We start from the raw sequence: 17,822 nt of genomic DNA, 5'->3' as shown, positions 1-17,822 counted from the left end.
TCCCTACACTTTACCAGCCGATGTGGAAGCAAAATTATTACAGTTTATGGAGTATTTTGGGTTGAATTATGGGGCGATCGATATTATTGTCACCGTAGACGGTCGTTATGTGTTTTTAGAAGTAAATCCTGTCGGTGAATTTTTCTGGTTAGAACTGTACGCAGGTTTACCGATTTCTAACGCGATCGCCGATTTATTACTATAATAATTTTATGTCATCACAGATCGCGCAATGGATCGGATTAATTGGCATAGCAGCAACAATTCCTCTGGTGCAGACTGTCGCCACAGCCAAAAGTGCGGTAGAAGTTGCCGAGACAGCCAGGACGATTACAGTCTTAATTACCAGTTCTAGCGGACAAGGTTCGGGAGTCATCCTCAAACACGAAGGTGATATTTATACCGTTCTTACTGCCGCTCATGTGGTGAGACAGAAAGTCAGTTATACAATTACTACGCCAGACGATCGCCAGTATGAAGTCATTAGTAACTCGATAAAATCTGCACCTGGAGATATCGATTTGGCAGTCGTGAAATTTAAATCGACGACTAAATACCCGATCGCCAAGCTTGGAAATTGTAATATTCTGACTAGAGGAATGGATCTATATGTCGCTGGATTTCCAGCTACAGATCGGGCAATTACCTCAACATTATTGGTAGTGAGAGAAGGTAAAATCTCTGCCAATAGCAACAAAACCTTCGATAAAGGTTATTCCCTTATCTATAGTAACGATACACTCAATGGTATGAGTGGCGGAGCGGTATTAAATAGCAATGGCGAACTAGTTGCCATTCATGGTCTCGGGAACAGAGATGATGATGGCCGCAAAAATGGCTTCAATCTGGGCATTCCCATCGAACGTTTTGGTACGGTAGCCAGTAAGATGGGTGTCGAACTCGATGGGCAAGTAGCCGCAATTCCTACCAATACGGCACCAAAAGCAGATGATTATTATGCATCAGCGGCACAGAAGTACGAACGAGGAGACGCTCGGGGAGCATTAGCCGATGTCAATCGTGCGATTCAACTCAACCCCAATTATGCTGAGGCTTATTACAGTCGTGCTGTTCTGAAAAATGACAAACTTAATGACGCTCCAGGCGCATTAGTCAATTACAACCGCGCGATTCAACTCAACCCCAATTATGCTTATGCTTACAACAATCGCGGTAATCTGAAAAATGAAAAACTTAATGACACTCCAGGGGGATTAGCTGATTTCAACCGCGCGATTCAAATTAATCCCAATTATGCTGCTGCTTATAACAATCGTGGCGTTCTGAAAAAAGACAAACTTAATGATGCTCCAGGTGCATTAGCTGATTTCAACCGCGCGATTCAAATTAATCCCAATTTTGCTAGTGCTTACTACAATCGCGGTCTTCTGAAAGATGAAAAACTCAATGACACTTCAGGCTCATTAGCCGATTACAACCGTGCGATTCAAATTAATCCCAATTTTGCTGATGCTTACTGCAATCGCGGTATTCTGAAAAATGAAAAACTCAATGACACTCCAGGCGCATTAGCCGATTTCAATCGCGCGATTCAAATTAACCCCAATTCTGCTGAGGCTTACGGCAGTCGTGGTTTTCTGAAGTATCAAAAACTCAACGATCGAGCAGGTGGAATTAACGATCTGAAACAAGCCGCCAATCTATTTCAAAAACAGGGTAATACTCAATATTATCAAACTGCGATCGACTTACTGAAAAAATGGCAACAGACGAGCGGGAATTGAAGATTTTAGCCAGCCTATATATTCGATCTCCATTAATGTTTCTCGATCGCGATCGAACAAAGAATGCCGACAATTAATCCACCCTGCTATTTGACCCTTTGGAGGGGGTTTGGGGGAGCGGCTCGCTCCGGTCGGGTTTCCCGACCATGGAAGCGAGACAAGACAAGCAACCGTCCCCCAACGGGGGGTCTCCCCCCAGACCCCCCAGATCCGGGGTCTACGCAGCCACTAACCCAAAAAGTACTAGTCCGAAATCTGTGGGTAATGGATAGCTTATAAAGGGGAGGGGGACTACGATCGATTCCAATAGACTCAAAATATTTAGACTCGAAGAGTATGGTAAATTTTTAATTAATTCACACAGACAACCAAAAATGAGCGCGATCGTTGTATTTGATATCGATGGAGTAATTCGGGACGTCGGGAACTCCTATCGTCGCGCCTTGGCAGATACAGTGGCAAAATTTACCAATGAAGCCTATCGACCCACCGCGATCGACATCGACACGCTCAAAAATGAAGGCATCTGGAATAATGATTGGGAAGCCTCACAAGAACTAATTTATCGCTATTTTGAAAGCCAGGGTCAAACTCGATCGCAATTAAATCTAGATTACGGTACGATTGTGGCTTATTTTCAAACCAAATATCGCGGTACAGATCCCGTAAATTGGAATGGTTATATCTGCGACGAACCAATCCTCGCCAGCCTAGAATATTTTGAATCCCTCACCGCTGCTAACATCCCCTGGGGCTTTTTTAGCGGTGCTACCAGAGGATCTGCTAGTTATATCTTAGAACGAAGATTGGGACTGACTGCGCCCGTGCTAGTAGCCATGGAAGACGCACCAGGGAAGCCAGATCCCCACGGATTATTTATGGCGGTTGCCAAACTAGGACTAGAGTACGAGCAAACAGATGGGCTACCGATTGTCTATGTCGGCGATACGGTTGCCGATATGCACACAGTTATCAATGCTAGAAAACAACAACCACATCGACAGGCGATCGCCGTTGGCGTATTACCACCACACATTCTCGATCGAGCTGCACAAATCGATAGCTACCGCCAGAACTTGATTCAAGCTGGTGCTAGCGTAGTAATCGATCGCGTTCTGGAATTGACACCCGAGCTAATTGCCTCAATCCAAGGTACAGGAATCGAACCTGTCTAGAGCTTCCGCTCGCGGATTATGAGTCCGCTGCCTAAACCGATCGGCCAACCTTGGAGACATCTCATCATTTTAACATCGACGATCGACAATTGACTATTGCCGATCTTTTCTGGCTAAACTGCCAAGTGGTTATCGATCGCAAATCGGAAAGAGTCTTGACGCCCACAATTTGTTAATGCTATGATAAAGAGCCGCAAGGACGTATAGCTCAGTTGGTTAGAGCGCATCGTTGACATCGATGAGGTCCGCCGTTCGAGTCGGCGTACGTCCATAAGGTTAGAGCATAGGCACAGCAAGGCTTTCATTAGACAATCAGCGTCATGAGAGCCGATTTTTGCTGTCTAAAAATAGCGAAGATGTGTGCTGTTTTGGTGGGTTTGTCTGGTCTATACACCCATAAATAGACACAGAACATGAGTACTGGAAAAGTTTGGATAGAAACAACAGGGGGCACTCTCCGCGCCTGTTGGCGGCATAATGGCAAAACTCAAAAAATGTCTCTCGGACTACCCGATAACAAGCTCGGTCGAGTGGTAGCAGAGCAAAAAATAGCTGTAATTGAAGCCGATCTGATTAGTGGGAACTACGACGAAACTAAACTAAAGTACAGACCGCGCAAAGGGAAAAATGGAACTGTAGTAAGTGCAGCCGTGCTGTTCGAGAAGTATGCTGCACAACGACTAAAAGCAGGCGAGTTATCCCATAGTTCCAAAGTCAGGCTAAAGGGTATTGCCTCTAAGCTAGAAGTATTTTTGGGGGATACGCTAGCTGAAAAAGTAGATCGAGCCGTGGCTGAAAAAATGGTAGAGGAATGGTTAGCCACGGCATCACCACGAACCATCAAAGAACGATTATTCGACCTTAGAGCCTGTTGGGGATGGGCGAGAGGAAAGTATCATATCGCGAAGGATTGCCCCTGGTCTGATTGTCTAGAAAGAATGAAGCGGAAGGCTAAGAGCAAGCCTCAGCAAAAGATCCCTTTCACGATCGCAGAACTTCAGACTATCCGATCTGAAACCCAGCTAAACAGTTCCTATAGTCACTACACGGATTTCATTATCTTTCTTGCAAATATGGGCTGTAGACCTGGTGAGGCAGCGGCTTTGAGATGGAAACACATCTCGCCCGATCGTTCCAACGCTTGGATCGGTGAGTCTATTTCCAGAGGGCATCGGAATACCAAAGGAACCAAGACGGGGGATTCTCGCACACTTTTACTTAATTCAGACGTTCGAGCCATGCTAGCGGCGAGATTCGAGCGGTTGCAGCCGCAGCCTGACGATCTGGTATTTACGAGTCCTTTAGGGTTTGCTATTAACGATAACAACTTCTGCAAGAGAGTATGGAAGCCAGTTTTATCAATTTGCGGAATCGAGTACCGACCACCTTATAACTTGAGGCACACGGCTGAATCCCGCGCCTTGTCTAACAAGGCCGATCCGGTGGCACTAGCTCGGCAAGCCGGACATTCTCCAAAAACGATGTTTGCTACATACGCTCACGAGATCGATCCTAAGTGTTTGTACGTGAATGTCGGGGAATTATAGGAGAGTAATTTACACGATTAATTATGCCAGAACCAAAAGAACCCAGCTCAAGAATTTATTCTGCTGACGATCCTGAGTATCTCGCTTTATCCGACGAGGAAAAAGAAAATTTTATATCAGCATCAGAAGATGTTTGCACAAGTTTTTACAACGGGGATGACGTCAGCAACTGGTTGGCAAATCACAATCAAAAAATAATGGATGCTTTGATTGATGGACACTCCCCACAAGAACATAATAACGACGAAAATATTTACATGTATTATCAGATTTTCCCTGATAATATTCGAGACTTGCGTTTCGGCAATTACAGTGATGACAACAATGTTTATCGATATTATTATCGCGGAGTAGATGAGAAGACTTTTCATGAAGATAAAAAGAATTTTGAACCCTATTTTTATATACAGCAATGGGTCGTAGACGAGGTGGAAAGAAGTATATTAGCAAGCAAAAAGGAGGAATGGTCGCCACTGAGCAATACTGGCTTAACAGTTGCCGATGCGAATGCTAGAGGAACGTACGAAGAGATTGAAATAGTTGTAAAGACTATCGGCAATTTACCGCAGGGTTTTGACAATTATTCGTATATGCCAGAATCTACATATATAAAAGTGAATTGGGATGCTGTTGCTAAAGAGATCTCAAAAGCAGCGGATGGCATCACAATAAAAATAGCTATCAAGCCTAAAGGTAGCGTCAATAAAAGCTCTAAACCCGTCGGGACTCAATACATTACCTTGCCACATGTAGATAAAAGTAAAACACAGGAATTAGAAGGATTTAGTTTTATCTATGGGAGAGAACACTGTGTTTACAAGTTCTCATTTGGCAGACCCATAACTATCAATGTATTAAATAGAGACGAGGGAGTGAAAGCGATAAACAGATTAATGAAGACAGTCGTAGATCCGATGAAAAGGCGAGTCACTGAAAAAGATCTAGTGTTCAAAACCCTAGAGAAGCACTCTCTCGAAGGCATCAAAGGCACCTTCGTATGCTTTGTTGTGGAAGGGGAGGAGGAATGTCGAGGCGAGATCCTTTCCAGCGATCCTCCGCAAAAATAATCGCCGGGAGTCAATCCTCATGACGGTTACATGGCTTTGACCTTGGGAGTAGCGAGTAACGTCAATAACTTACCTCCGCAAGATATCCCCCTAAACCCGTTGATGTGAAAGGCTTGCGCGGTTTGCCATTAGAGAGTAAATTTTCCAACTTCCGCAAGATAGATCCCTCTAACCCTTGCCAGAAATTGGATACAGGCTTTATCGTGAATTCCAGACAGAAAGCCTGCCAGCTTACTCGCTCTAACCTTGCCCGCCTGACGATACCAACAAACAATATTTTCCGATCTATGAGAAAAGCAACCTTAAAAACACGACTTTTTGAATTCGCATCCGAGCGCGACATTCGTAGCGGAAACTGTAGTGTTCACATGAAGATGACCGGATGGATGTCGGCTCAGATGAGATCTGTAACCCAAAAGGGAATTGCGTGGCAACAGCCGATAGAAAAGGGATCGGTGTACTGGAATGTCCCCATTTTGCAAGTCTACCTAGCTTTTGGGGCTGACAGTGATGAGTATGCAGCGATCGTGAAAGACTATCTCGAAAGCCTTCCCAAGAGCTAGGTAGTCTCTCATCGCTGGTCAGAAATCAGCGCACTAAAAAGTCGCCTCCGCGATTTAGACCGAGACAACAAATCAAAATAAAGTTAACTCAAATCTAACATGAATAACCCATTCAACCGATTCGTCCTCAAAGAACACGGCGGTAAACAGATTCGCATCAATAAAGCAACTCAATATGTATGTGTTACTGAATTATGCCTCGCGAACGACAAGCAATTTCACGACTGGTATCGACTCAAAAATACCTTGGATTTTCTCGAAGCTGTATCAACAGAAACGGGAATTCCCGTTTCCGACCTACTCGTTGTAGGTAAAGGTGAAACACTAACATGGGCACATCCACAAATAGCGATCGATATCGGTTCATGGTGTTCGGTCGAGATGCGGGTCAAGATCACTGGCTGGATTCTCGAATTGCTTACTACGGGAAAAGTAGAACTAGATCCGCTCGACGATAACGATCGCATCTTGAACATGGCTACATCAGCCGCTAATCGCTCTGTGGTGCGTCAAGACCCCGAACCAAGAGACAAAATCAATTTGTCCGGTTGGTACACCCTTACGGAGTTTTTAGAGCTGTTAGGGGAGAGTGTTGAAGACGATTCTTCACTCGCAAGGGATTTACAATTTCGCTTCTGGTTGAATCGCCAAGTGGCTGACTTATATCGCTCCAAAAACAGCGAGGAACCGCCACAGATATCGAGAAAAAAGAAAAAGGCTTATTGCTACCCTCCGAGCTACAGAACGCTTGTGGCGACTTACATCGAACACTGGAACGAGATTAAATTCGAGCCTGTTATTGCAGCCTAGAGTCCAAACCCGTTAATTACTTGCAATAGTTAGCGGGGTTTCGATTTTATTAAATTCATTTCCCGTATTTATGCGGGTTAAGTATTTACCAGAATACCCCTGAATTAATTAAATGATTTGGAAATCAATTCAAACAAATCAAAGTAACAGTGCGAGTGAAAGTGGCTTAGTTTTAGCGCGAGCAGATCCCGACCTATTCTGGCTGAAACCATTCGCCTCAGTTTTTTTCGTCACTATAGTCTTCAAAAAATCAGAGTCAAGAATAATAGTCAATCTCCACCAACAGCCACGATAGACCCACTACAACTTGACCCCCGCGAGACACTACTTTATTGGGGACTATAGCGGCCAATAAATTACAATTGGCAACACAGCAATACTACCTTAATCTGTTAACGAGAGAAAGAGTAAAGCAAGGTGAGTAAATGCCAAAGACAAAAGTTATCAGTGTTCGTGTCCCTCGATCGATCGAAGCTAATTTTAGACAAGCGTCAATCGATCGCGGGATTAAGATCAACGATCTACTGAATGAGTTGATTAGAGAATACATTGCATCTCTACCCACAGCCGCATAGACATAAAAAAGCGGGGAGTCACTAACCGCGAAACCACGCAAAAACAAAAACAATTTCACTTTTCATTATGCCAGCACAAACAGAATTATCACTCAAAGTCGGTAGCCCTCTTTTGATCGTACTGACTCCCCGCCATCCTAAAAACCGTTGGTGGATCGACCGTTTCGGGCTGTTGTCTCTAAAGCCTAATGGAATTATTACCTGGAGCAGCGATGACTTTATTTCTGGCGAACCATACGGAAGGTCTGTGGCCGATTTAAGTCGCGGGTTTAAGCTTTTATTTCATGAAGGCTGGGAAATATTGTTAGCTGAAAATGATTCTGTTTGGTACGAGTTTATAACCGAACCCTGGAGGACAGCATAACTATTCCCGTTCATTCGTCAACGTTCAGCCTTGGAGATCGTAACTAAATGACTAGCTTTAAATCTTGTATTCCTAACAAAGTCCTATCCCCAGAACAGATTCACGCTCTCGATCTACCCATTGGGATAAAGGTATCAATAGAGATAACCAATCCCCACTTGAGAGCCGATTTAGGTATAGAGAAGGGCTATCTGACTATCACTGACAGCGGATATACCTTTAATTTCGACTCAGAGGGTGAGGAAATTATTGACGCTTACGAATACCTCCAACAGCGGTTTAACGAGGGCTGTTGGGTCAGATTTTCCCTAACCAGCGACAAACCTATCTGGTACATATGGCAGTCGAAGCCGTGGTGCTACGGGAAGCCAAGGGAAGGCGTGAAAACTTTATTTATCGGCTCCCCTAATTCGTAATACAAAGAAGCGATCGCGCTAGTTCAAGACTCAGGGCGATCGCTTCGATTCATTAATTAAACTTACCCACAATCTAACATGGAAAGCAGTCTTCCAGCCAACTCTATTCAGTCATTTATCGTAGATAAGCATCTCGCAGAATTCAAATTAAGCGCGATCGATGATGGTATCGCAAACATTAACTTCTATTCTCTCGAATCAGGGGATGAAGATGGTGCGAACTACCTTTTTGAAAAGCTGAACATCGAGATAGATCACACTAATAATGGAATGCCAGCGGGTCAATATGCCCAACAGTTAGTTAATGCCGCGATGTCTGGTTGTTGGGGGTTTGAAGGGTATCTGGGCTTCAGTGCCAAACTAAATTCACCACTGAAGCTTAACGGAAAAGAAGCTAATTATTTATCTGTTTTTGGCAAGGGTAATCAACAGCTACTTGTCCCAAAAGTAACATTCAAGATTGGGCTTGAAATTGCTACCAAGTCTGAGGTTAGAACCGAGTATATAGATAGGTTTGATGATAGCTTTCCATCAGATCGCTCGTTAGAAGATAAAGGTTTCTGGGATTGGGTGCTCACCTTAGACAAGCCTCTGCAACTTATCATCACAGAGGGCGCGAAAAAAGCCTGTAGCCTCATCTCAGCCGGATATTTAGCTATTGGGTTAAATGGGATGTGGGGGTGGGGTAGCAACGTCAAGGCAGTGGATGGCGAGAAAGCTGATAAGTATGGAAATAAATTAGATGACAAAGGCAAAGCTATCAAACTTATTCATCCTGACTTAGAGCCATTTCTAAAGAAAAATGTTGAGATTGTTTGGGCTTTAGATCGAGATGAGAATCGAGCTAATCCCGATGAAAATAAAAAAGCTGTTGATGGAGTCAAGCAGTCAAAAGCATCGTTTAAATATCATTGCGGTAGTTTGGTTGGCACAATCTCCGATACAGTTTGGGAAAAGCATAAAGGGGTAGACGATCTAATTGCGACTGAAGGGATGGGAGCATTCTACCAATCATTTAGTAATCGTTCATCCAAGAAAATTGTATCGACAGCTACAGGCAATAAGTCAGAGCCTAAAACGAGTAGCAAAAATGACAGTGATAACCCCTCAAGTGATGAACCAAAGAAACCTATTTCACCACTAGAACTAGCTAAAGTTGCCACTTACTTTCATACCGCCGACAAAGTTGCTTATGCTGATATCTCGATCGAAGGTAATCGCCATACTTACGCGGTTAAGTCAAAAGCTTTTAAATTATGGTTAATGGGGGAACATTATAAAGCCAATAAAATAGGTATCAATTCACAGTCATATCAAGACACTCTCCCCACACTTGAAGCGATCGCAATTTTTGACGGTAAAACTCGCGAGGTTAATTTAAGAACAGCCGAATATCAAGGCAAACTATACCTAGATTTAGGTACCCCCGACTGGAAAGCAGTAGAGATCGATCCAACTGGATGGCGGGTAATCTCCGAGCCACCTGTTCGATTCTGGCGACCAGATTCATTGCTGCCATTACCTTGCCCAGTAGAGGGCGGGAATCTGGATGAGTTGAAAGATCTGTTAAATGTAGATGGATCGTCTTGGATTCTGATTGTCACATTCTTGCTATTCTGCTTCTGCCCAAATAAAACTTACCCTGTATTGGTTCTAGCTGCTCATCGAGGTAGCGGGAAAACAGCCGCCGCCGAAATCCTCAAAGGGTTAATCGATCCTGGTAAAGCTGGTCTAATCAAACTTCAAGGCGATACCCTAAGGCTAGCCGTAGCCGCTAGCTGTCGCCATCTGATGGTATATGACAATGTTGGACACATCACACCCGACCAGTCAGATGACTTGTGTAGGGTAGCGACGGGTTTCGGTTACTCTACACGCACACTTCACACTACTGGAGACGAAACCACATTCGAGTTCACCCGCCCCCAAATCATCACCGCGATCGATGCCCTGGTAACTCGCGATGATTTAGCCGATCGAGTGTTGATGGCACAGTTACCAGAAATCCCAGAAGACAAACGGCTACCACAAGGGAAATTAAACGAGAAGGTTGAATCTGCCAGACCAAGAATTCTAGGGGCATTGCTGACAGTATTGAGCCAAACTCTAGCCCAACTACCACATACTAACCCAGAGAAATTACCTCGAATGGCTGATTATGCCCTGTTTGCAATTGCTTCAGAACGGGCACTAGGACTTAATGACGGTGAGTTTATGGCAATTTTCAATGAGAGCCGCGAACAGTCCAGACAAGTGGTAATTGAGTCATCCCCCGTTGGTGAAGCAATTATTCGGCTGATGGAGAACTATCCAATACCAAAGTCATGGAGAGGTACAGCTTCAGAGCTTTTAAACGAACTGGAGAACCACACTGATGATGCAACCTATCGATCTCGTTACTTTCCCAAGGCGGCTCACAGCCTTACCCGTCAACTCAATCGATTATCCCCAGATTTGAGAGCAATGGGAATTGATGTTGGTTCTTTCCGAAAAGGAGGGGTAGAGCGAACAAGACTTATCTGTATCCAGAAGGTGGTGAAAATAGCGTCCTTAGCGTCCTTAGCGTCCTCTGTGTCTGACGAATCCAGTCAGGGCAAAGGATACAGGGGGAACGCTACTAAGGACGCTACTGAGGACGCTACTTTAAATGAGGACGCTACTTTAAATGAGGACGCTACCGTCCTTAATACCGTCCCTAGTACCGTCCTTTCTGAAACAAGCAAGGCGCAAGGGTTACAAGAAATAAAGGACGGTAAGGACGCTAAGGACGCTATTTTCACAGCATTGCCAGTAGTGGAGCCAACTAAAATAATCCGCGAGGTACCAGAAGGTGAATTCTAAAATATTAATCGGCTCCACTGTCTACGGATCGACGGGGATAGGGTGCAAAGTCCTATCGATCGATGGAGATACCCTAACGATCGAAACCAGCAAGGGGGAAGGGAAAATCTCAATATCTAGGGTAGTCAAGGTAGACCCGCTATCTTTGCTCGATCGCTTGCTGATAATCGCTTCATTGGGCAAGCATGAGGCGATCAACGAACTAACCGCCATTACCTTAGACTTCAACGTGAACTCTATATATGAAGCTTCCCTAGACCTAGAAATCTTCTTTGGTACCTTTATCCGGCGGTTGCTGGCAGACATTCACCCTTTAGAATTTGCAGAGATCGGGAAGGACGATAGTGAGGATAAATATGGTAAGTGGGTTTCCCCCGATTCCCCGCCGCCGATTAACTTCACTGATGGTGGAATCTTTGCCATTGGTGATTGTGTCACTCATACCGACCTCTACCACTGCTACGGGGCGGACGTGGGGACGATCGAGTTAGTCGATAGCTTTGGGGATTATCACGTTCGATGGAAGTCAGACGGGCATGTTGGGAGATATTCGGCGGACAACCTTAAACTGTGTGAGATTTCGAGTCGATCGAGTCCAGATCGGTAAAACTCCACCAACTCACATCGATAATTCTGCGATATCGTTCGAGGCCATACAAAATTGAGAATCGTGTCGATCGACTAATCTCGTAACACGACTTATCTCTCGATCGCTTCCCGATCGCGCTGGTCTATCTCGACTAAGATCGCTTGCTCAAGAGTTTTACGTTTTGGTTTTAGAAAATCTTTCGATTCTAAACTGTCAGTAAATAACTCTCGTAACCATCGCAGCATCTGTATTGCGCAAGTCTAGCAATGGACATTTGTCTTGATGCAATTGTAATAAGAACTCATCACCGCTTTTGTAATATGCTTTTCGAGCCATACTACCATCAGAATGGCCTATACGGCTCTATCGTCATTCGTCCTTATTGAGGGTATCGGCGGTGGGCAATATTTAGTTATGGGAGATTCTAGCGGCTAATGGAGTGAAGTTTATACGCTTCTTTTAACAGTACTTTATGGCGATAAATTTGCTAACTTTAATTCACAAATAGCTGCCTTCTAAAAACAGGATTAAAGGTATAATTAAAACATACTATTTAGCATAAATAAATGAAACTGACGCAAGCAGAACTCGATACCCTGTCTGGATATTATGGCCAACTGCTGGAGATGTGAACTCAACTCAAGACTTTCGATCTTCAGGTTGATGAATCCCTAGCCAGTAGAGGCATCAAAAATGAGTTACAGCAAGAGTTTAATAATCTTCATAACGGAATCTCTTCTATTGCCTCTACTATGGAAAGAAGAATAAATATAGGTGCATTTGACGCTATTTAACTTTACTTCTCCGCTCACTGTTAAAGCCATAACTTAGAAATCCCAGCAAGAGATTCGATTCTCCTGTTGGGATTTTAATAGTTAATAATTGATTTAAGCTGATAAATGTTTCTTTGTCTTTTCGAGTTGTCTTTCTACCATATTCCTAGATATCCCCAAATGTTTCGCGATTACTCTAATTGACTTTCCGTCTTCACTGAGGGATTTTATCTCGTCTCTGTATTTATCGGCTTTCGATCCTGGCTTACGTCCGAATACTTTTCCTTTCGATCGTGCCAACGCGACACCGGACTTAACCCGCTCCGAGAATAGATCTCTCTCGAATTCTGCCAGTGTCGCCATGATGCCGAGAATCATTTTCCCATGGGGAGTGGATAGATCGCATTGGAAGCCATTTTGAGCGATGAGACTTACTTTCCAGCTATGCAGCTCATTCAATGTGTTTATAAGGTCGATAGTGCTCCTCCCCCATCTTGTCAGCTCGCTTACAAGCACAGCATCAATATCTCTAGCTCTAGCTATCTTCATCACCTCCTTTCGCTGGACTCGATCGACCTTCATTCCTGACATCGTTTCGCTCCACACTCCCACTACCTGATATCCGCATCTGGCAGCGTACTCGGTCAAGTCTTTGATTTGGCGTTCGCAGTTTTGGTCATGAGTCGAAACTCGTGCATAGATGGCTACTTTCATCTGTCCTAATTTACCTCTTGGAATTTATCGTCTGGAAGCGTGATTCTGTCGTGACTAAAAGGGCTGTCCTTTAATTGCTCAATTTTTAGGTCGCTATATCGGATATTATAACATGCTTATCGGATAAATTATCGGATATAATTCACTCTTATCGGACACTTTACCCGACAAATACCGGACAAGTCGTTAGATACTTGACGATCGCCACCTATCGGATATAGTGGGTAAGTATCGGACACAAAGAGAGTATTACCGGATATGAGTAGAGCGAGTGAGTCAATAACGAGGGTGGATGTCAGATTCCCCAATGAGATCTATGACGCGGTTCAGCAGATAGCTATCAAGGATGGTGCTAGAACTCATCACATTAGCCAGAAAGTACAAGTATCCCCAACGATAGTCAAGCTGGTTCAATTGGGACTGGATGCGCTAAATGGAAAGTTACCGGATAGTGAGGATAACGTATCGGACATGTTATCGGGCAATGTACCGGATAGAAAAAACGCTTTATCGGCTATTGTAGCTGAGGTATCCGATAAGGTATTGGAGTCTCTAGAAACCGCCATCTCTCCAGTTAAAGAGCGGATGGAGTATCTCGATGGATTGTCTAACGCGGCATGGGTAGAGCTAAAAAATGACCTATGGCTCGAACGGGAAAGAATCAATATACTAGTACGGGAACTTACTGCCAAAAGCTATCTAGACCCGTCAAGCTCTTTCTCTGTGGCTTCCAATCAATTACCGGATAAAGAGACTACTCTATCGGTGACAATATCGGATAAGATGCCATCTACTAATGCAGAGAACGTGTCGGATAATATGCCGGATACAAAAATTCTTATATCGGATACAGGGGTAAGTATAACTGACGAATTACCGGATAATAAACCCGACATACCGGATATCATATCGGATATCAACGAACATCTATCGGACAAGTTATCCGATAAATATGGTATAATATCGGATAGACTAACTAAAACTGAGAATATCCCCTCAGACGATTCGAGTAATTCCGAATACGTATCTGATGACGTTCAAGTTCAGGCGATCGAGAAAGCTAGCGGGGAAACTCCACAATCATTCTCTTTTGCAGGGTTCCATAACTGGATAGAACTCGACCAACCTGACAAGCAGAATAAGGCTAATGGCGACATCGCTATTGCTATCGCTAAAGAGAAAGGACTTGGGGACTGGAAAATGGATTCTAAAACTCGCAAATTCACTAAAACTAATTCAGGAGACAATTAAGAATGGAAGACCAACAACAAATGACTTTTGAAGAACATTCTCAAATCGGGCAAAAACTAAAATACAGTTATCGATATCTCGAAGTAGTTCGAGCGCAATTAATGAGTGTTTATCCAAAGTCTAGTAAAAAGGAAGAGAAAGCTCTTGAAACTGTTCTGAGTAAAATTCAGATACTCCAAACTTCACTTCATAGTAGGCTTTTAAATGAGTTTCCAGAAAATAGTGATGATGAGCTACTACCAGTTTATCTAGGTAGATTGCAATCTCAGTAATAGATAGAAAAACAAAATTAAAAGTAACCTCCAGTCAAATTAGATCGGGGGTTTATTTTATTGAATGTTATCCTGGAATAATCCTTTCTTTTTGAGTTCATGCAACTGGCTAGTTGTCGCTGTGTAGCTCATCCCCAATTGGTCGGCTAGCCATTGACGATCGACATCAACAAAGTTAATTACTAATATTATGACTCGATCGAGAGAACCAGACGACATCGATCGCGTCTTAATCAGCCAAGTTACTCAACAGAATTGACATGCTTGACAAAACGGGTTAAAAGTAAGTCATAGCACACGAATAAGCACATGATTTTGTTCGTGATAAATGAAAGTATTGCTGTGACGCGCTTATAGCTTTTTGACCTATCGTTGACATCGATGAGGTCCGCCGTTCGAGTCGGCGTACGTCCATAGGTTGGAAGGCAAGCACAGGCAAGGCTTTTAGGAAAACACTAAACCCTAACAGCCGATTTTTTGCTATCTATATACTCAAAAATAGGTGCTGTTTTGGCGGGTTTGGCGGTTCTGTTGCCCCACGTTTTGCCCCACAAAATTTATGCACATTGAAGAGAAAGGAAAATCACTGATTATCAGATGGCGGTTTGAAGGTAAGAAGTTTCATAAGACCCTGAGCAAGCACAACAATCCGATCGGGCGCAAACATGCCGAGATGGTAATGGCATCGATCGAGAAAGACATCATGTGCGGTCGGTTCGATCCATCCACCTATACCCAAGCAGGGAAGGCTAAGAAACAGGAGATAGCTACCCTCGCGGCAAACGATCTGTTTGCTAAGTATGCAGAACATCGGATGTCTGACTACGATCTGTCGAATAGTTCGCGAGTGAGGTTTAAAGGGATTGTCTCAAAACTCAAACAGCTATTAGGTAAGGAGTTTCAAGCATCCAACCTCACCCCAGAGGTCGCAGGTGATGCGATCGCCTTGTGGTCGGAGAGTGTTTCTAATCGCACTATTCGCGCCTATCTATTTGACTTGGCAGCGGCTTGGGATTGGGCTGTTAAAGAAGGGTTGGTAGAATGCGATACCAACCCCTGGAGTAAGTCACTCGATCGGCTCAGAAAAAAGCTACCGACACCAAAGAAGCCTCAACCATTCAGTGAGGATGAATTAAGGTCTATCGTTGGCGCATTCGATCGCTTACCCCCAAGTTATTCTCACTATAAAGATGCGGCGGTCTTCATCTCCCAGACCGCCTGTAGATTTGGTGAGATGGCAGCTCTAACGTGGTCTGATGTGAGCGAGAATTTCGATCGAGTAACCATCTCTAAATCCGTATCTAGAGGACATCTGCGAGACACGACTAAGACAGGAGAAAGTAGAACGATCCTCCTCACACCCGCAGTTATCCAGATTCTTAAAACTCGATCCAAGAGGTTTAGACCTTATCTCTCAGATGCCCTCGTATTTCCGGCTCCTAAAGGCGGGTTTCTGAACGATAACAACTTCAGAAACAAAATCTGGAAACCGCTGTTAAAAGCTGCTGGGGTGACGTATAGAAAGCCCTATAACTTCCGGCATAGCGGGGTTTCTCACGCTGCTAACAATGGCGTATCGATAGCCGATCTAGCAGCTCAAACTGGTCATAGCACCAAAACTCTGATGACCAGCTACTTGCACCCGATCGAGCAAAAAGTAGTATTTACTGACTACTTGAGCGAGTGATGCTCTTTACCTATGAACCTATCCCACTAATAAGATTTTGCGGTATTCCAGAATTTGAGCGAGTATGGCAAATCAATGATTTCAGTAATAGTTGGAATAGGTTCATGCTCATGAGATCGATCTAGTGGTTCCATTTGTGAGTATAAACTATCGCAATTCTGCCGATCGATAGTAACTGCAATTGTCAAGTCTTTTTCAACACAATAGCATCTATTTTTCACCAAAACGGACAAGAAAATAAATAGCTGTTGCCACGATAGTAGATCTGTACTAAACTATATTTATTAGCCTTGCCAAGCTTATTTGTTTCTAACCTATCCCGCAAGTAAAACAGCCAAAGCCGATCTTGGCGATCGCCGCTAACTGGATCTAGTCAAAAGACTAGACCTAAAAAACCGTGGCGATTTCGTCACCGCTCGGCGATCGACTGAATCGAACGGTTCGTTCGACAAGTTATGCAATAGAAAAGAATTAACCGAAAGACCAAATTAAATTAAGTCTTTCGATTAAGACTAAATAACAAAACACCACTATTATCTCACGAACATCAGTGCTATGAAAACATCAACCAAAGCCAAATCCCGCTGCTTCAAATTTCTGTCTGAAGCAGCAATTAGACAAGAGCGTTTCGATCTCTCTACTTGGCAATCAGCGCAGTTAAGATCCAAGTTACCCAAGGGGATCTACTGGATTCAGCCCGTAGAAAGGGGGAAGATCCTCTGGAACCTAATCTTGTTAATCGATTATTTAACGTCTGGCGATCGACCAGAACATCAAATCTTAGTTGAAGAATATTTAGCGACATTGCCATCAGTCGGCTAAAACAATACCCCATTAGTAGATCTAAAAACTACTAGTGGGGTCAGTATTGCTCCGATCGATTCGCGGTTATAAATCTAAAATTATAGCTTTTAAACTCGTGAGACTCATAGTAGGAGTTTTGCGATCCAATGCTCATGAAAGATAGAATGACGCTCCAAGTAGATGCTCAGAGCGCAATTCAGATCGAAATTTCATGTCTTAATTATACCTCAAAGTTATCACCCATAGATACTTACAGCGATATCAATCGGCTGTCATTTTCAGATTTTTATTTAATCTGTGGATTCGTTAGATGTTGATTCGGAGAATAACTTAGCTTATCGACGAACTTAATATTTTCTATAAATTGAATATCCTATGAACTACGATTACTCGATTCTGACTGGATACTTTCCAGAAAGTGTGATTGAAGAATTTAGAGCTAGTGCGATCGCTCCCAAATTGTGTTTGCTCAATGCTGAGTTTCTCAACGGCGACAAAGCAATTAGCGAACTCTTGGGGGAAGTGAAGATCCACAATAACAATGGGACGTTAAGAGGATGTTTGAAAAGTCAGGAGAGAGTTAAATTTTATGCCAAACGCCTAACCATGATACGGATCATCGCTAAGTA

Annotated in this window: 16 protein-coding genes, 2 tRNA genes and 1 pseudogene; 16 read left to right on the top strand and 3 right to left on the bottom strand. The window is 43.6% G+C overall.

Features of this window, described 5'->3' with window-relative positions:
* The 3 genes and pseudogenes from C7B77_RS07335 to C7B77_RS07325 all read left to right on the top strand — a co-directional run.
* A pseudogene (locus C7B77_RS07335) lies at window positions 1–205 on the top strand (MvdD family ATP-grasp ribosomal peptide maturase); the annotation flags it as partial.
* 7 nt (window positions 206–212) lie between these two features.
* Window positions 213–1,745, top strand: a complete 1,533-nt coding sequence (locus tag C7B77_RS07330; protein WP_106302178.1) for a tetratricopeptide repeat-containing S1 family peptidase — start codon at window positions 213–215, stop codon at window positions 1,743–1,745.
* A 374-nt stretch (window positions 1,746–2,119) separates the two neighbouring features.
* A complete protein-coding gene (locus C7B77_RS07325) occupies window positions 2,120–2,920 on the top strand; it encodes a TIGR01548 family HAD-type hydrolase (RefSeq protein WP_106302176.1) in 801 nt (266 codons plus the stop codon).
* Here the strand turns inward: C7B77_RS07325 and C7B77_RS07320 are convergent.
* Window positions 2,892–2,974, bottom strand: a tRNA-Ile gene (locus C7B77_RS07320). The two genes, C7B77_RS07325 and C7B77_RS07320, sit on opposite strands and share 29 nt — an antisense overlap.
* Window positions 2,975–3,117: 143 nt before the next feature.
* Between C7B77_RS07320 and C7B77_RS07315 the strand changes: the two genes are divergently transcribed.
* The 8 genes from C7B77_RS07315 (at window position 3,118) to C7B77_RS07275 (ending at window position 11,710) form a co-directional block, all read left to right on the top strand.
* A tRNA-Val gene (locus tag C7B77_RS07315) sits at window positions 3,118–3,191 on the top strand.
* 142 nt (window positions 3,192–3,333) lie between these two features.
* Window positions 3,334–4,467, top strand: a complete 1,134-nt coding sequence (locus C7B77_RS07310; RefSeq protein WP_106302173.1) for a tyrosine-type recombinase/integrase — start codon at window positions 3,334–3,336, stop codon at window positions 4,465–4,467.
* 23 nt (window positions 4,468–4,490) lie between these two features.
* Complete coding sequence (locus C7B77_RS07305; protein WP_106302170.1) at window positions 4,491–5,534, top strand: hypothetical protein; 1,044 nt, start codon at window positions 4,491–4,493, stop codon at window positions 5,532–5,534.
* A 104-nt stretch (window positions 5,535–5,638) separates the two neighbouring features.
* Window positions 5,639–6,097 (top strand): hypothetical protein, encoded by a 459-nt coding sequence (locus C7B77_RS29140; RefSeq protein ID WP_146138224.1) that lies wholly within the window; start codon window positions 5,639–5,641, stop codon window positions 6,095–6,097.
* Window positions 6,098–6,196: 99 nt separating this feature from the next.
* A complete protein-coding gene (locus C7B77_RS07295; RefSeq protein ID WP_106302164.1) occupies window positions 6,197–6,907 on the top strand; it encodes a KilA-N domain-containing protein in 711 nt (236 codons plus the stop codon).
* Between the two features lie 642 nt (window positions 6,908–7,549).
* Window positions 7,550–7,846, top strand: a complete 297-nt coding sequence (locus C7B77_RS07290; protein WP_106302161.1) for a hypothetical protein — start codon at window positions 7,550–7,552, stop codon at window positions 7,844–7,846.
* Window positions 7,847–8,340: 494 nt separating this feature from the next.
* Window positions 8,341–11,103: a DUF3854 domain-containing protein gene (locus C7B77_RS07280; RefSeq protein WP_106302155.1), complete on the top strand. Its 2,763-nt coding sequence runs from the start codon at window positions 8,341–8,343 to the stop codon at window positions 11,101–11,103.
* Window positions 11,093–11,710 carry a hypothetical protein gene (locus tag C7B77_RS07275; RefSeq protein ID WP_106302153.1) on the top strand — a complete coding sequence of 206 codons (618 nt, stop codon included), beginning with the start codon at window positions 11,093–11,095 and terminating at the stop codon, window positions 11,708–11,710. The genes C7B77_RS07280 and C7B77_RS07275 overlap by 11 nt, the downstream gene beginning before the upstream one ends.
* 869 nt (window positions 11,711–12,579) lie before the next feature.
* Here C7B77_RS07275 and C7B77_RS07270 read toward each other — a convergent pair.
* Window positions 12,580–13,179 carry a recombinase family protein gene (locus C7B77_RS07270; RefSeq protein ID WP_106302150.1) on the bottom strand — a complete coding sequence of 200 codons (600 nt, stop codon included), beginning with the start codon at window positions 13,177–13,179 and terminating at the stop codon, window positions 12,580–12,582.
* 288 nt (window positions 13,180–13,467) lie between these two features.
* Here C7B77_RS07270 and C7B77_RS07265 point away from each other — a divergent pair, with 288 nt between their 5' ends.
* Window positions 13,468–14,430, top strand: a complete 963-nt coding sequence (locus C7B77_RS07265) for a hypothetical protein (protein WP_146138223.1) — start codon at window positions 13,468–13,470, stop codon at window positions 14,428–14,430.
* Between the two features lie 2 nt (window positions 14,431–14,432).
* Complete coding sequence (locus tag C7B77_RS07260) at window positions 14,433–14,702, top strand: hypothetical protein (RefSeq protein WP_106302145.1); 270 nt, start codon at window positions 14,433–14,435, stop codon at window positions 14,700–14,702.
* Window positions 14,703–14,759: 57 nt separating this feature from the next.
* Here the strand turns inward: C7B77_RS07260 and C7B77_RS29710 are convergent, their stop codons facing one another.
* Window positions 14,760–14,921: a hypothetical protein gene (locus tag C7B77_RS29710; protein ID WP_181243743.1), complete on the bottom strand. Its 162-nt coding sequence runs from the start codon at window positions 14,919–14,921 to the stop codon at window positions 14,760–14,762.
* Window positions 14,922–15,261: 340 nt separating this feature from the next.
* Between C7B77_RS29710 and C7B77_RS07255 the strand changes: the two genes are divergently transcribed.
* The 3 genes from C7B77_RS07255 to C7B77_RS07245 all read left to right on the top strand — a co-directional run.
* A complete protein-coding gene (locus C7B77_RS07255; protein WP_106302142.1) occupies window positions 15,262–16,389 on the top strand; it encodes a tyrosine-type recombinase/integrase in 1,128 nt (375 codons plus the stop codon).
* A gap of 555 nt (window positions 16,390–16,944) precedes the next feature.
* Entirely contained in the window at window positions 16,945–17,211 is a 267-nt protein-coding gene (locus C7B77_RS07250) for a hypothetical protein (RefSeq protein ID WP_106302139.1), read from the top strand.
* 357 nt (window positions 17,212–17,568) lie between these two features.
* The coding region (locus C7B77_RS07245; RefSeq protein ID WP_146138222.1) for a hypothetical protein at window positions 17,569–17,822 on the top strand (254 nt) is incomplete at its 3' end.

Source organism: Chamaesiphon polymorphus CCALA 037, assembly GCF_003003845.1.
Taxonomy (GTDB): Bacteria; Cyanobacteriota; Cyanobacteriia; order Cyanobacteriales; family Chamaesiphonaceae; genus Chamaesiphon; species Chamaesiphon polymorphus.
The sequence above is the reverse complement of the archived record's forward strand: the minus strand, read 5'-3'. Positions and strand labels throughout refer to the sequence as shown.